The following is a 13265-nucleotide window of genomic DNA, read 5'->3' as shown; positions in this document are numbered from 1 at the left end:
ACCCAGAAATGGTAAAGGCACCGGTCAGGTGCCTTTTGGGTGGATGGTCATGTCATGTTAATGACGCCGATACTCATTTACATGGAAATCACCAGATTCAATTTTGGCGATTCCTGCTTCTAATATCGAAATAAATTGTCTGGCAACATCAGTAGTTAACCAGAGTGTCTGACCAACTTCAGTCCCTTCCTGCTCGGACTTATTTGGGGTCTGGTAGTGCAAACGCAACATCAGCGCATCATAGCTATCAACGGTGCTGATGTCCCACCCTACGAGCGGATGAGTCTGAATGACTTCATTGTTTTTTTCCATCATGGCCCCCTAATTCGTGTTACTAGACAACGTTATTCGAGGTTCAATGCGTTTTTATCTGAAGCAACTTCAGTATACCAATAAGTAAGGGTGTTCACCGAATTTTTAAAGGGGGAAAGAGATATTTTTTTGGTTTTAAGATTTATATGAACAATAAAACAGCATGTCATTCATATTTTTTTAGCATATTGTGCAATTATTTTGAGGAAGTGTAGAAGATTTGTACGCAAAATAAAAAAGCCGGGGCGACCCGGCAAAACAAACATTACTGCATATTATTCGCTAACGAACCAGTCATCTGCGCTTTCCCATGTTTCTTGCAGAATTTCGCTAATACGTTGTTTATCTTCTTTTGTCGCGCCAATAACCGATAAATTATTGGCTGAAGCATAACGAACAGACACATGGCTTTCGTTATCAGGAAACGCATACTGAATACGGCGGGAAAGTTCACCTGCCAGAGCGTCAATAGCCCCGGCAGGTAATGGAGAAGTTTTCGCGATGGTGACTTCAATTCTCATAATAGCCCCCTGTTAAATATGCTGGTTATTTATACAGGTAAAATAACCTAATGACAACAGGATGCTACGTTTTTTTATTGTTTAACTGTCCAGCGAACCGTTTCTCCGGCCAGGAATGGCACCAGCGTGTCGTCGGTCAGAGCGATGCTTTCAGCAACTTGTTGCTCTTCGCGTACCAGTTCAATAAACGATTCGTTGACCGGTAAACCATAGAACTGCGGGCCGTTTAAAGAACAGAACGCTTCAAAGTGCTGCAACGCATCCATTTCTTCAAATACAGTGGCGTAACTGCCCAGCGCCGTTGGTGCATTAAAACAGCCTGCACAACCGCAGCTACTCTCTTTGCGATGACGTGCATGTGGTGCGGAGTCAGTCCCGAGAAAAACGCGATTAAAGCCACTGGCGACCAGCTCACGCAGTGCCTGTTGATGCACATTACGTTTGAGAATGGGCAGGCAGTACAGGTGCGGACGTACACCGCCAACCAGCATATGGTTACGATTAAACATCAGATGCTGGGGGGTAATAGTAGCGGCCAGCAATTCATTACCGTCACGAACATATTCGGCAGCATCTTTAGTGGTGATGTGCTCAAAAACCACTTTCAGCGCAGTCAGGCGCTGGCGCAGTGGCTCCATAACCGTTTCAATAAAGCGGGCTTCACGGTCAAAAATGTCGATATCGGCGTGTGTAACTTCTCCGTGCACCAGCAGCGGCATGCCAATTTTTTCCATTCGCTCAAGTACCGGCATGATAGTGTCAACCGACGTCACACCGTGGCTGGAGTTGGTGGTAGCGTTTGCCGGGTAAAGTTTTGCCGCGGTGAACACGCCTTCGTTAAATCCACGCTCCAATTCATTGGGGGCCAGCGAATCTGTTAAATAACAGGTCATCAGCGGGGTGAAATCGTGTCCGGCAGGTACGGCGTCAAGAATACGCTGGCGATACGCTACGGCAGCTTCGACGGTCGTTATGGGCGGAGCCAGATTGGGCATAACGATGGCCCGGCCATAAGTTTTGCTGGTATACGGCACGACAGTTTTTAACATGTCGCCATCGCGGAGATGAAGGTGCCAGTCGTCTGGGCGGCGGATCTTTAATACCTGGGATGGTGCAGTCATTAATCTCTATGCTCCGGCTGAAGGGATGTTTTTGCCGGACACAAAGGATAAGCGGAAACGTTTTCCTTTGCACGAAAAATAAAGGGCGCGAATGCGCCCTTCGTGTTTAATCAGTAAACGGAATGACAATTTCGCCAGGTTTCACCTCAATACCTTTCGCCAGTTTTTTCGCCATTGCTTCACCCTGACTACCATCTTCGCGCAGAACGTAAGCCGGTTGCTGGTTGAAGTAATTGCGTAGTGCCTGGTTCAAATAGGGAAGCAATGTTTGCATTACCGTTTGCATTTTTTCTGGCTGCACCGTTGCGTCGACCACTTCCATCTCTTTCAGGAAGATCGCGCCTTTTTCTTTATCAAACACCGGCAGCGCCTTCAGCTTCAGTTTCATGGTTGCTTTCTGGCTGCCGAAAAGAGAGTTCATATCCAGATTGGCATCACCGGTTAAGGTGATCTTATTTGGCTCTTCGCGGCCAATTTGACTGGCCAGATTTGTCAGAACGATATGGGCATCAGCCACACCGGGCAAACCGATATCTTTTGAGAAATTATTATGTTTCGCAAGCGACTGGTTAATTTCTTGTTCGCTAATCGTGTACTGGGTGAGTTGATTACAGCCAACGAGCAGGCCGCTGATGATCAATGCAGCGGCAAATAAAAACTTGTTCATGGTAGTCCTCGACATGAAATCTGCGTCAATATCCTGACACAACGCAGCATGTGTCACCAGCGTTAAACCCGCCAGCAGAAAAAACTGAAAACAGCGGCGACAGGTAATAACAGGTTGCTGCGGCGAGTAGATTGACTGGGCGAACAATGGTAACAGAAAGCATGGCATTTTCAGGCGTCGCGTTCCAGCAACCGACGCGTAGCGCGTTTCTGGCTAAATTGCCACCCCATCGCAACGAAGGTGATAATGCCAATAATGCCCAACATTATCCACGGTAGTTCTGGTTGCTGCGCCGATTTACCCAGGTCAAACAGCCAGCCGCCACCGACATAACCGATAGCACCGCCAATCGCCAGGCCCAGACGACTAAACCCCATATAGCTGCCGCGCGCTCGTGCATCTGCCAGCGAGGCGCTTAGGGTTTCACGCGCAGGTTCGGCAATGATTGAACCGACATAAAATAGACAAATCAGGGTGAAGAGTTGTTGCAGATTGCTGACCATTCCAACCGGTATCATGCTTAACGACATGACCAATAGCCCAGCCATTAATCGGTGTTCCAGACGAAAACGTCTTTCGCTCCAGCGGGCGATAGGGTAAAGCAACGTTAAGGAGAGACACGCTTCAATGGCATACATCCATTTAACGGCAGAGGGCGCTCCGGCGATATCGTTGACCATAATCGGCAGCATCAGCATTACCTGAACGGCCAGCATGTAGTAGCCTGCCAGCGTCAGAACATAGGTGACAAAACGTTTATCGCGCATCACGCGGGCCATGCCTTCGCGGACTGGCGTACGCACGGTAGAAAGTTTCCATGCCGGTAACAACCAGGCATTAAATGCCGCACACAGCACAAACAAAATTGCACCCGTCGCGCAGACCAGGCGGAAATCGTATTGCAACAGCCAGCTACCTAATAATGCGCCAATGACCGCACCAGCACTGTCCTGCATCATCAACAGGGAGAAAAAACGTCCACGCTGTTGCGGGCGGATCAATTTGACCACCAGTGCCGAACGCGGCGGATCGAACAGAGTACCGCCAAGACCTGAGAGAAGGCAGGAAAACCACAGCATCCATGGCTCGTGGGCGATCCCCATAGTGGCAAATCCCGCGGCGCGCATCAGCATTCCGGTGACGAGCATCGGTTTTGCGCCAAAGCGGTCGGCAATTGCGCCGCCAAAAATGCCTAAACCTTGCTGAATGAACTGACGCAGACCGAGAGCAATACCGACCATCACGGCTGCCCAGCCCATTTGATCAACGAAGCGGATAGAGATCAGGGGGAAGACAACAAAGAACCCCAGCACGACCAGCATATTATCGATGAGCAGGAAATATTTACCCAGGTTCCTGGCCTGTGAAACGCGCGACATTTCCCCTCCCGGGAAATAAAAGATGAGCACTTTCTATTCTGCATGGTCGCTAATACTTTTCCCATATTTCCCGGGACAATATTTTTTTATCGAAAGTCCTCTTTGATAGAGAGTTTTTATCAAATATGTGAATAATGCAGGAAATGGCATTTTGGACTTTTCACAGGTTCTGGTTGCGCAGGTATAGTAATACTTACAGCGTATTAAAGACGTTACGGGAAGGAGTAGGTATAGAATGTTTGGCTATCGTAGTAACGTGCCAAAAGTGCGCTTAACCACAGACCGACTGGTCGTGCGTCTGGTGCATGAACGTGATGCCTGGCGGCTGGCGGACTATTACGCAGAAAATCGCCATTTTCTCAAGCCCTGGGAACCAGTGCGCGACGAAAGCCACTGCTATCCTTCAGGCTGGCAGGCCAGGTTAAGCATGATTAATGAATTTCATAAACAAGGTTCTGCATTCTATTTTGGGTTGTTCGACCCGGATGAGAAAGAGATTATTGGCGTTGCCAATTTTTCTAATGTGGTGCGAGGATCTTTCCATGCCTGCTATCTCGGTTATTCAATCGGACAAAAATGGCAGGGCAAGGGGCTAATGTTTGAAGCCCTGACCGCCGCCATTCGTTATATGCAGCGTACCCAACACATTCATCGCATTATGGCCAACTATATGCCGCACAATAAACGTAGCGGTGATTTGCTGGCGCGACTGGGTTTTGAAAAAGAAGGTTATGCGAAAGATTATCTGTTGATTGATGGACAATGGCGCGATCACGTGCTGACGGCATTAACCACCCCGGACTGGACGCCTGGCCGCTAAGGAGAATGTTATGAAGTATCAACTTACCGCACTGGAAGCCCGCGTGATTGGCTGTTTACTGGAAAAACAGGTGACGACGCCGGAGCAATACCCGCTCTCCGTGAATAGCGTAGTCACGGCCTGTAATCAGAAAACGAACCGTGAACCGGTAATGAACTTAAGCGAATCTGAAGTGCAGGAGCAGTTGGATAATCTGGTAAAACGTCATTATTTACGCACGGTGAGCGGTTTTGGTAATCGGGTCACCAAATATGAGCAACGCTTTTGTAATTCAGAATTTGGCGATCTGAAACTGAGCGCCGCAGAAGTGGCGTTAATCACCACGTTGTTATTGCGTGGTGCCCAGACGCCGGGTGAACTGCGCAGCCGCGCGGCGCGAATGTATGAATTTAGCGATATGGCGGAAGTGGAGTCGACGCTGGAACAACTGGCGAATCGCGAAGATGGCCCTTTTGTGGTGCGTCTGGCTCGCGAACCGGGTAAACGCGAAAGTCGCTATATGCATCTTTTCAGTGGTGAGATAGATGAGCAACCTGTGGTAACGGAACCGTCGAACGCGGTTGAAGGTGATTTACAGGTCCGTGTCGAAGCACTGGAAATCGAAGTGGCAGAACTGAAACAGCGTCTTGATTCGTTGCTGGCCCATCTGGGAGATTAAAGTGAAAAAATTACGTATCGGCGTAGTGGGGTTAGGAGGGATCGCGCAAAAAGCGTGGTTACCGGTGCTGGCGGCAGCGTCTGACTGGACGTTACAGGGGGCATGGTCGCCAACGCGCGAGAAAGCTCTACCCATTTGTGAAAGCTGGCGCATTCCTTATGCCGATTCGTTATCTAACCTTGCTGCCAGTTGCGATGCAGTTTTTGTCCACTCCAGCACCGCCAGTCATTTTGAAGTGGTCAGTGCGTTATTAAACGCTGGCGTTCATGTCTGTGTCGATAAACCCCTGGCAGAAAATCTGCGCGATGCCGAGCGGCTGGTGGAACTGGCGGCGCGGAAAAAACTGACGTTGATGGTCGGTTTTAACCGTCGCTTTGCACCGCTCTACAGTGAGCTAAAAACGCAACTTGCCACCGCAGTGTCGCTGAGAATGGATAAACATCGTACTCATAGCGTCGGGCCACACGATCTTTATTTCACGTTGCTGGATGATTATCTGCATGTGGTTGACACTGCTCTGTGGCTGTCTGGCGGCAAAGCCTCCCTTGACGGTGGTTCGCTGTTGACTAACGAGTCTGGCGAAATGTTGTTTGCCGAGCACCATTTTTCGGTGGGGCCTTTGCAAATCACCACCTGCATGCATCGCCGTGCTGGTAGCCAGCGTGAAACGGTGCAGGCCGTGACCGACGGCGCGCTCATCGACATTACGGATATGCGTGAATGGCGCGAGGAGCGCGGGCAGGGCGTGGTGCACAAACCGATTCCCGGCTGGCAAAGTACCCTCGAGCAGCGTGGATTTGTTGGCTGCGCGCATCATTTCATCGAATGCGTGCAAAATCAGACAGTTCCACAAACTGCTGGTGAGCAGGCAGTACTGGCGCAGCGCATCGTTGACAAACTCTGGCGAGACGCGATGAGTGAATAAACCCTGTAACATCTGGCGGTAGCAATTCACCATAATCTAGGTAGACTATTCGCCTCTTTCAGCGCCTGCGTTGCAGGCGTTTTGTTCGTGGGTCTGGATTAGAACACCAATGAATTTATTAAAATCGCTGGCCGCCGTCAGCTCGATGACCATGTTTTCGCGTGTGCTTGGCTTTGCACGTGACGCTATTGTCGCCAGAATTTTTGGCGCAGGGATGGCAACCGACGCTTTTTTCGTCGCTTTCAAACTTCCTAACTTGTTGCGCCGTATCTTTGCCGAAGGGGCATTCTCCCAGGCATTCGTGCCGATTCTGGCGGAATATAAAAGCAAGCAAGGTGAAGATGCAACTCGGGTCTTTGTCTCTTATGTCTCGGGCCTGCTGACGCTGGCACTGGCGGTTGTGACCGTTGCCGGGATGCTCGCCGCACCGTGGGTGATAATGGTGACCGCGCCGGGCTTTGCTGACACCGCCGACAAATTCGCGCTGACCACTCAGCTATTGCAGATCACTTTTCCCTATATTTTGCTGATCTCCCTGGCATCGCTGGTGGGGGCTATTTTGAATACCTGGAACCGTTTCTCGATTCCGGCATTTGCCCCGACGTTACTTAACATCAGCATGATTGGTTTTGCGCTGTTTGCTGCACCGTACTTTAATCCGCCGGTGCTGGCGCTGGCGTGGGCTGTTACGGTGGGCGGTATACTGCAACTGGTGTATCAGCTACCGCACCTGAAGAAGATCGGCATGTTGGTTCTGCCGCGCATTAACTTTCACGATGCAGGAGCAATGCGCGTGGTGAAACAGATGGGGCCGGCGATCCTTGGTGTTTCTGTTAGTCAGATCTCCTTGATCATCAACACCATTTTTGCTTCGTTTCTTGCCTCAGGTTCCGTGTCGTGGATGTACTACGCCGACCGTTTAATGGAGTTTCCGTCTGGCGTACTGGGCGTGGCGCTGGGGACTATTTTGCTGCCGTCGCTGTCGAAAAGTTTTGCCAGCGGTAATCATGATGAATACAACCGCTTGATGGACTGGGGCCTGCGTCTTTGTTTCCTGCTGGCGCTGCCGAGCGCGGTAGCGTTGGGTATTCTCTCTGGTCCATTAACTGTTTCGCTGTTCCAGTACGGTAAATTTACCGCCTTTGATGCGCTGATGACTCAGCGGGCATTGATTGCCTATTCAGTGGGGTTGATCGGCCTGATTGTGGTGAAAGTGCTGGCTCCGGGTTTTTATTCCCGCCAGGATATTAAAACACCGGTGAAAATTGCCATCGTCACGCTGATTTTGACGCAGTTGATGAACCTGGCGTTTATCGGCCCGTTGAAACATGCCGGACTGTCGCTTTCCATTGGTCTGGCAGCTTGCCTGAATGCCTCGCTGCTTTACTGGCAGTTGCGTAAGCAGAAAATCTTTACCCCGCAACCCGGTTGGACTGCGTTTCTGCTGCGTCTGGTGGTGGCAGTGCTGGTGATGTCTGGCGTACTTTTAGGTATGTTGCACATCATGCCGGACTGGTCATTGGGTACTATGCCCTGGCGCTTACTGCGTTTGATGGCGGTAGTTGTCGCGGGAATTGCGGCGTACTTTGCCGCGCTGGCGGTGCTGGGCTTCAAAGTCAAAGAGTTTGCCCGTCGGACGGCTTAATAACCAATCCCGGCCTGCATTGCAGGCCGGAGAAAATCTTCAGATAGATATCTTTTTACCGCCGCGATGGGGCGTTGAGGTTTGACCGTTGGCCCCGTACAGCGTCGGCTCCTGATGTGGTTTCAGCATTTCCAGCGCCTGTTGATTGCGCTCAATCTGTCCTTCCAGTAGCCAGCCGTTATGTTGATTTAACTGACGCAGTTGCTGCGTTTTTACGGTAATTTCCTGCCAGCATTGTGCGATATCGTTGCTGTTTGCGGCATCCGGTATTTGCCGACGTAACTGCTCGAGGTAATCCAGCGTCGCCAGCAGTGAGCTTTTTTGTTCTGTAATCCGTTGTAACTGACTGCCGTTGATCTGCCCCATAGAGAGATGTTGCAGCTCTTGCTCCATCACCATTTTAAGATCGTTAAGCACTGCGGACATCTGGTCGAGGATCTCTGCAAGACGCGTCATACGTTTATTTACTCAGTAAGTCTTGTTGCACTTCGCTGATCAGTGCATCGGCAATTTTGCCGACATCTATTTTTAGTTCACCGTTACGAATCGCCAGTTTCAACGCTTCTACGCGCTCAAGATTGATATCACTGCTGCCTGGTTGCATCAGCTTTGCTTGTGCATCGCTTAATGTCACACTGGTACTGGCGGCGGCGGTCGTTTTTGTCGAGCGGGTATTGGCTACCGGAGTGTCACTGGTTTCGCGTGGCTGAACGGTGCTTATGGGCTTCAGGGGAGCGGTGCGGTCAATACTCATGGTTTATTCCTCATTGAGGGCGCTTTTATCATTTGTTGCTTATTTATCGGCAATAGTCGGTCAATCTTTAACAGATTACAGGTTTATAAGAATATTCCCATCCGCATCCACCACACCACTGACCACCTGACCCGACACCATGCGGACACGAGCATTTTGCGCAACCGCCGCGTTGTTCAGCGCCTGACCTTCAGCATTAGCGCTGAAACCATCGCCACTGGCGATCACGTTGACACGCTGTCCGGCTTTTACTCGCCAGGCCTGGCGCAGCATGGTTAGTTGTATTGGCTGCCCGGGCGTCAGATCGCGCAGACTGACTGCATCAACCAGTTGATTAACATCCAGTACAGTACGTGGCGGTAAGGTATCCAGCCGTCCGCGTTTCAGTTTGACGCTGGCAGATTCCAGTTTTCCTCCCCGCACAATGGGCATCGCGGCAACGACATAATTCCCAGTGGCCTGCACATTGACTTGCACATATCGTTTGTCGTTGCCGCAGCGTGCCAGCACATTCACATTGCCCCACAGGCGGGAATTACTGGTGATGGAAAACAATGGCTGTTCACACGCAGGCAGTAAATGGGGGGCGTGCGAATAGAGATACGAACCTCATCACTCAACCCCGCCAGTTGTACCACAAAAAAGGTTTTCAATTGTGATGTGAAATCGCCAGCCGTACTCAGCGGGCTGAACAGTATCGCGATGAGTACCACGCCATGCTTCATTATTTGCATTTCCGCCCCCAGCCATTTCTACAGGCTAAATTGTACCCGCGCGGCGTGACCATCAACGGCATAAATAGCGACCCATTTTGCGTTTATTCCGCCGATAACGCGCGCCTAAAGCCTTTAAGCTGACGGCAGAATTTTGATATCTGCGGAGGAGATATGCTCGATAAGCTCGACGCCGCCTTACGTTTTCAACAAGAGGCGCTCAATCTGCGCGCTCATCGTCAGGAAGTGCTGGCGGCAAACATCGCCAACGCCGATACCCCTGGTTATCAGGCGCGCGATATAGATTTTGCCAGTGAACTTAAAAAAGTAATGCTGCGTGGACGGGATGAAACCAGTGTGGTGGCCCTGACCATGACCTCAACGCAACACATTCCGGCGCAGGCGCTGACGCCTCCTTCCGCAGAACTGCAATACCGTATTCCGGATCAGCCTTCGCTGGACGGCAATACCGTCGATATGGATCGCGAACGCACCCAGTTTGCCGATAACAGCCTGCAATATCAGATGAGCCTTAGCGCGTTGAGTGGGCAAATCAAAGGCATGATGAACGTTTTACAGAGCGGAAATTAACGGATGGCACTGCTGAATATTTTTGAGATCGCCGGGTCGGCGTTAACTGCCCAGTCCCAGCGTCTGAACGTAGCGGCCAGTAATCTGGCGAATGCCGATAGCGTGACAGGGCCAGACGGACAACCTTATCGGGCAAAACAGGTGGTGTTTCAGGTGAACGCCGCGCCGGGAACCGCGACAGGTGGGGTGAAAGTGGCTGACGTGATTGAAAGCCAGGCGCCAGACAAACTGGTATATGAGCCGGGAAATCCACTGGCGGACGCGAAGGGTTACGTGAAAATGCCAAACGTGGATGTGGTTGGGGAGATGGTTAACACCATGTCGGCATCACGCAGTTATCAGGCCAACGTTGAAGTCCTCAACACGGTGAAAAGCATGATGCTGAAGACCCTCACGCTCGGTCAATAAAGGAGAAAACCATGTCCATTGCGGTAACCACTACCGATCCGACAAACACTGGTGTCAGTACTACCAGCAGTAGTTCGCTCACTGGCAGTAACGCTGCAGATTTACAAAGCAGTTTTCTGACGTTGCTGGTGGCGCAACTGAAAAATCAGGATCCGACCAATCCGATGGAGAACAACGAGTTGACATCGCAACTGGCGCAAATCAGCACGGTTAGCGGGATTGAAAAACTCAATACTACACTCGGTTCGATTTCCGGACAGATAGACAACAGTCAGTCGCTACAGGCCAGTAACCTGATTGGTCATGGTGTGATGATCCCCGGCACGACCATTCTTGCCGGTACTGGCAGTGAAGAAGGGGCGGTAACCACGACCACGCCGTTTGGTGTTGAACTGCAACAGGCGGCAGACAAAGTCACCGCCACGATCACTGATAAAAATGGCGCGGTTGTACGCACGATTGATATCGGTGAACTGACCGCCGGAGTCCACAGTTTCACCTGGGACGGCACATTAACTGACGGCACAACCGCACCGAATGGTTCTTATAACGTGGCGATTAGCGCCAGTAACGGTGGTACGCAGTTAGTTGCGCAACCGCTGCAGTTTGCTCTGGTGCAGGGCGTGATCCGCGGTAACAACGGTAATACGCTGGATCTCGGCACTTACGGCACCACCACTCTCGACGAAGTACGGCAGATAATTTAAGCCTTCACATTTCAGGAGTCAGTCATGGCCTTTTCTCAAGCGGTTAGCGGATTAAACGCAGCCGCCACCAACCTCGATGTTATTGGCAACAATATCGCCAACTCCGCCACCTATGGTTTTAAATCCGGTACGGCTTCTTTTGCTGATATGTTCGCGGGTTCTAAAGTGGGGCTGGGGGTAAAAGTTGCCGGCATTACCCAGGATTTTACCGATGGAACGACCACGAATACAGGACGTGGCCTTGACGTTGCCATCAGCCAGAACGGTTTCTTCCGCCTCGTAGACAGTAACGGCTCAGTGTTTTACAGCCGTAACGGGCAATTTAAACTCGATGAAAACCGTAATCTGGTGAATATGCAAGGTTTACAGTTAACGGGTTATCCGGCAACCGGCACACCACCGACTATTCAGCAGGGGGCGAATCCAGGCAATATTTCGATTCCGAATACCCTGATGGCGGCGAAAACGACGACAACGGCGTCAATGCAGATCAACCTTAACTCCAGTGATCCTCTTCCGACAGTCAAAACTTTCGATGCCAGCGATGCGGATAGCTATAACAAAAAAGGTTCGGTAACGGTATTTGACAGCTAGGGGAATGCTCATGACATGAGCGTCTACTTTGTGAAGACCGGGGATAATAACTGGGATGTTTACACCCAGGATAGTAGTGATGCAGCCAGTATCGCTAAGCAAGTAACAACACTGGCGTTTGATGCGAATGGAACTCTGACATCTGGTGCTTCTGCGTTAGTTGCCACCGGTGCAATTAACGGTGCAGATCCCGCCTCATTCTCGTTAAGTTTCCTCAACTCCATGCAACAAAACGCCGGTGCGAACAACATCGTGGCAACCACCCAGAACGGCTACAAACCGGGCGATCTGGTGAGTTACCAAATCAACGATGACGGTACGGTAGTCGGCAACTATTCCAACGAACAAACCCAACTGTTGGGGCAGATTGTGCTGGCTAACTTCGCTAACAACGAAGGACTGGCGTCCGAAGGCGATAATGTCTGGTCTGCGACGCAATCTTCTGGCGTGGCGCTGTTGGGGACTGCCGGAACAGGCAATTTTGGCACGCTGACCAATGGTGCGCTGGAAGCGTCCAATGTCGATCTCAGCAAAGAACTGGTCAATATGATTGTCGCCCAGCGTAACTATCAGTCCAACGCCCAGACTATCAAAACCCAGGACCAGATCCTCAACACGCTGGTTAACTTACGCTAATCGCTGACGGGATAGCTCAATGGATCACGCAATCTATACCGCGATGGGGGCCGCCAGCCAGACGCTGAATCAGCAAGCGGTAACTGCCAGTAATCTGGCGAATGCATCTACACCTGGTTTTCGCGCGCAGATAAACGCCTTACGTGCGGTGCCGGTAGAGGGACTTTCGCTGCCTACACGCACGCTGGTGACGGCATCTACGCCAGGGGCAGACATGACGCCCGGCAAGATGGATTACACCTCACGTCCGCTGGATGTTGCGTTACAGCAAGACGGCTGGCTGGCCGTGCAGACCGCTGACGGTAGCGAAGGATATACGCGTAATGGCAGCATTCAGGTTGATCCCACCGGGCAACTGACGATTCAGGGGCATCCGGTGATTGGTGAGGCGGGGCCGATTGCTGTGCCGGAAGGGGCGGAAATCACTATTGCTGCCGATGGTACTATCTCGGCGCTGAATTCTGGCGATCCGGCAAATACCGTCGCTCCAGTCGGGCGGCTGAAACTGGTGAAAGCTACGGGCAGTGAAGTGCAGCGCGGCGATGACGGCATTTTTCGTTTGACTGCTGAAAGTCAGGCCACACGTGGAGCGGAACTTCAGGCAGACCCGACGTTACGGGTGATGTCGGGCGTGCTGGAAGGCAGTAATGTCAATGCTGTTGCGGCGATGAGCGACATGATTGCCAGCGCGCGGCGTTTTGAAATGCAGATGAAGGTTATCAGCAGCGTTGATGATAACGCAGGCCGTGCCAATCAACTGCTTTCGATGAGTTAATTGAAAGGATAAGTGACAAGCATAAGTTACCTGATGCGC

15 protein-coding genes and 2 pseudogenes are annotated in these 13265 nt (G+C 51.2%); 9 read left to right on the top strand and 8 right to left on the bottom strand.

Annotated elements, in window-relative coordinates:
* Nucleotides 1–57: 57 nt before the first annotated feature.
* From bssS to mdtH, 5 genes are all read right to left on the bottom strand, one after another.
* Nucleotides 58–312: a biofilm formation regulator BssS gene (bssS, locus tag C1192_RS06965; RefSeq protein WP_000414435.1), complete on the bottom strand. Its 255-nt coding sequence runs from the start codon at nt 310–312 to the stop codon at nt 58–60.
* A gap of 275 nt (nt 313–587) precedes the next feature.
* Complete coding sequence (gene dinI, locus C1192_RS06960) at nt 588–833, bottom strand: DNA damage-inducible protein I (RefSeq protein ID WP_001217758.1); 246 nt, start codon at nt 831–833, stop codon at nt 588–590.
* A 74-nt stretch (nt 834–907) separates the two neighbouring features.
* On the bottom strand, nt 908–1954 hold the full coding sequence (gene pyrC, locus C1192_RS06955; RefSeq protein WP_000126569.1) for a dihydroorotase: 1047 nt from the start codon (nt 1952–1954) through the stop codon (nt 908–910).
* A 106-nt stretch (nt 1955–2060) separates the two neighbouring features.
* Nucleotides 2061–2621, bottom strand: a complete 561-nt coding sequence (locus C1192_RS06950; RefSeq protein WP_010377240.1) for a lipoprotein — start codon at nt 2619–2621, stop codon at nt 2061–2063.
* Between the two features lie 170 nt (nt 2622–2791).
* Nucleotides 2792–4000 carry a multidrug efflux MFS transporter MdtH gene (mdtH, locus tag C1192_RS06945; RefSeq protein WP_038354440.1) on the bottom strand — a complete coding sequence of 403 codons (1209 nt, stop codon included), beginning with the start codon at nt 3998–4000 and terminating at the stop codon, nt 2792–2794.
* Between the two features lie 235 nt (nt 4001–4235).
* Between mdtH and rimJ the strand changes: the two genes are divergently transcribed.
* The 4 genes from rimJ (at nt 4236) to murJ (ending at nt 8048) form a co-directional block, all read left to right on the top strand.
* Nucleotides 4236–4820 (top strand): ribosomal protein S5-alanine N-acetyltransferase, encoded by a 585-nt coding sequence (rimJ, locus tag C1192_RS06940; RefSeq protein WP_000468210.1) that lies wholly within the window; start codon nt 4236–4238, stop codon nt 4818–4820.
* 10 nt (nt 4821–4830) lie between these two features.
* Nucleotides 4831–5478 carry a YceH family protein gene (locus C1192_RS06935; protein ID WP_016261907.1) on the top strand — a complete coding sequence of 216 codons (648 nt, stop codon included), beginning with the start codon at nt 4831–4833 and terminating at the stop codon, nt 5476–5478.
* A gap of 1 nt (nt 5479) precedes the next feature.
* Entirely contained in the window at nt 5480–6403 is a 924-nt protein-coding gene (locus tag C1192_RS06930; protein ID WP_016261908.1) for a Gfo/Idh/MocA family protein, read from the top strand.
* Between the two features lie 109 nt (nt 6404–6512).
* The gene (gene murJ / locus C1192_RS06925) at nt 6513–8048 is read left to right on the top strand and encodes a murein biosynthesis integral membrane protein MurJ (protein ID WP_001050690.1); all 1536 of its coding nucleotides are present in this window, start codon (nt 6513–6515) and stop codon (nt 8046–8048) included.
* A gap of 39 nt (nt 8049–8087) precedes the next feature.
* Here the strand turns inward: murJ and flgN are convergent, their stop codons facing one another.
* From flgN to flgA, 3 genes and pseudogenes are all read right to left on the bottom strand, one after another.
* Nucleotides 8088–8504, bottom strand: a complete 417-nt coding sequence (gene flgN / locus C1192_RS06920) for a flagella biosynthesis chaperone FlgN (protein ID WP_000197329.1) — start codon at nt 8502–8504, stop codon at nt 8088–8090.
* Nucleotides 8505–8508: 4 nt separating this feature from the next.
* Nucleotides 8509–8802 carry a flagellar biosynthesis anti-sigma factor FlgM gene (gene flgM / locus C1192_RS06915; RefSeq protein ID WP_000020864.1) on the bottom strand — a complete coding sequence of 98 codons (294 nt, stop codon included), beginning with the start codon at nt 8800–8802 and terminating at the stop codon, nt 8509–8511.
* 75 nt (nt 8803–8877) lie between these two features.
* Nucleotides 8878–9536: pseudogene (flgA, locus tag C1192_RS06910) on the bottom strand (flagellar basal body P-ring formation chaperone FlgA).
* Between the two features lie 153 nt (nt 9537–9689).
* Between flgA and flgB the strand changes: the two are divergent.
* The 5 genes and pseudogenes from flgB (at nt 9690) to flgF (ending at nt 13226) form a co-directional block, all read left to right on the top strand.
* Nucleotides 9690–10106 (top strand): flagellar basal body rod protein FlgB, encoded by a 417-nt coding sequence (gene flgB, locus C1192_RS06905; RefSeq protein ID WP_000884689.1) that lies wholly within the window; start codon nt 9690–9692, stop codon nt 10104–10106.
* A gap of 3 nt (nt 10107–10109) precedes the next feature.
* Entirely contained in the window at nt 10110–10514 is a 405-nt protein-coding gene (gene flgC, locus C1192_RS06900) for a flagellar basal body rod protein FlgC (RefSeq protein WP_001196470.1), read from the top strand.
* An 11-nt stretch (nt 10515–10525) separates the two neighbouring features.
* Nucleotides 10526–11221, top strand: coding sequence for a flagellar hook assembly protein FlgD (flgD, locus tag C1192_RS06895; RefSeq protein WP_000020468.1), 696 nt, complete (start codon nt 10526–10528; stop codon nt 11219–11221).
* A 24-nt stretch (nt 11222–11245) separates the two neighbouring features.
* A pseudogene (gene flgE / locus C1192_RS06890) lies at nt 11246–12451 on the top strand (flagellar hook protein FlgE).
* A 19-nt stretch (nt 12452–12470) separates the two neighbouring features.
* Nucleotides 12471–13226, top strand: a complete 756-nt coding sequence (flgF, locus tag C1192_RS06885) for a flagellar basal-body rod protein FlgF (RefSeq protein WP_000349270.1) — start codon at nt 12471–12473, stop codon at nt 13224–13226.
* The last annotated feature ends 39 nt before the right edge of the window (nt 13227–13265 follow it).

Origin of the sequence: Escherichia marmotae, assembly GCF_002900365.1 — a bacterium.
Lineage (GTDB): Bacteria > Pseudomonadota > Gammaproteobacteria > Enterobacterales > Enterobacteriaceae > Escherichia > Escherichia marmotae.
This window is presented reverse-complemented; position numbering and strand designations above follow the sequence as displayed.

Excerpts from the sequence above, each read along its gene's own strand:
- bssS (WP_000414435.1), bottom strand. The coding sequence starts at position 312 with ATGGAAAAAAACAATGAAGTCATTCAGACTCATCCGCTCGTAGGGTGG.
- dinI (WP_001217758.1), bottom strand. The coding sequence starts at position 833 with ATGAGAATTGAAGTCACCATCGCGAAAACTTCTCCATTACCTGCCGGG.
- pyrC (WP_000126569.1), bottom strand. The coding sequence starts at position 1,954 with ATGACTGCACCATCCCAGGTATTAAAGATCCGCCGCCCAGACGACTGG.
- C1192_RS06950 (WP_010377240.1), bottom strand. The coding sequence starts at position 2,621 with ATGAACAAGTTTTTATTTGCCGCTGCATTGATCATCAGCGGCCTGCTC.
- mdtH (WP_038354440.1), bottom strand. The coding sequence starts at position 4,000 with ATGTCGCGCGTTTCACAGGCCAGGAACCTGGGTAAATATTTCCTGCTC.
- rimJ (WP_000468210.1), top strand. The coding sequence starts at position 4,236 with ATGTTTGGCTATCGTAGTAACGTGCCAAAAGTGCGCTTAACCACAGAC.
- C1192_RS06935 (WP_016261907.1), top strand. The coding sequence starts at position 4,831 with ATGAAGTATCAACTTACCGCACTGGAAGCCCGCGTGATTGGCTGTTTA.
- murJ (WP_001050690.1), top strand. The coding sequence starts at position 6,513 with ATGAATTTATTAAAATCGCTGGCCGCCGTCAGCTCGATGACCATGTTT.
- flgN (WP_000197329.1), bottom strand. The coding sequence starts at position 8,504 with ATGACGCGTCTTGCAGAGATCCTCGACCAGATGTCCGCAGTGCTTAAC.
- flgM (WP_000020864.1), bottom strand. The coding sequence starts at position 8,802 with ATGAGTATTGACCGCACCGCTCCCCTGAAGCCCATAAGCACCGTTCAG.
- flgB (WP_000884689.1), top strand. The coding sequence starts at position 9,690 with ATGCTCGATAAGCTCGACGCCGCCTTACGTTTTCAACAAGAGGCGCTC.
- flgC (WP_001196470.1), top strand. The coding sequence starts at position 10,110 with ATGGCACTGCTGAATATTTTTGAGATCGCCGGGTCGGCGTTAACTGCC.
- flgD (WP_000020468.1), top strand. The coding sequence starts at position 10,526 with ATGTCCATTGCGGTAACCACTACCGATCCGACAAACACTGGTGTCAGT.
- flgF (WP_000349270.1), top strand. The coding sequence starts at position 12,471 with ATGGATCACGCAATCTATACCGCGATGGGGGCCGCCAGCCAGACGCTG.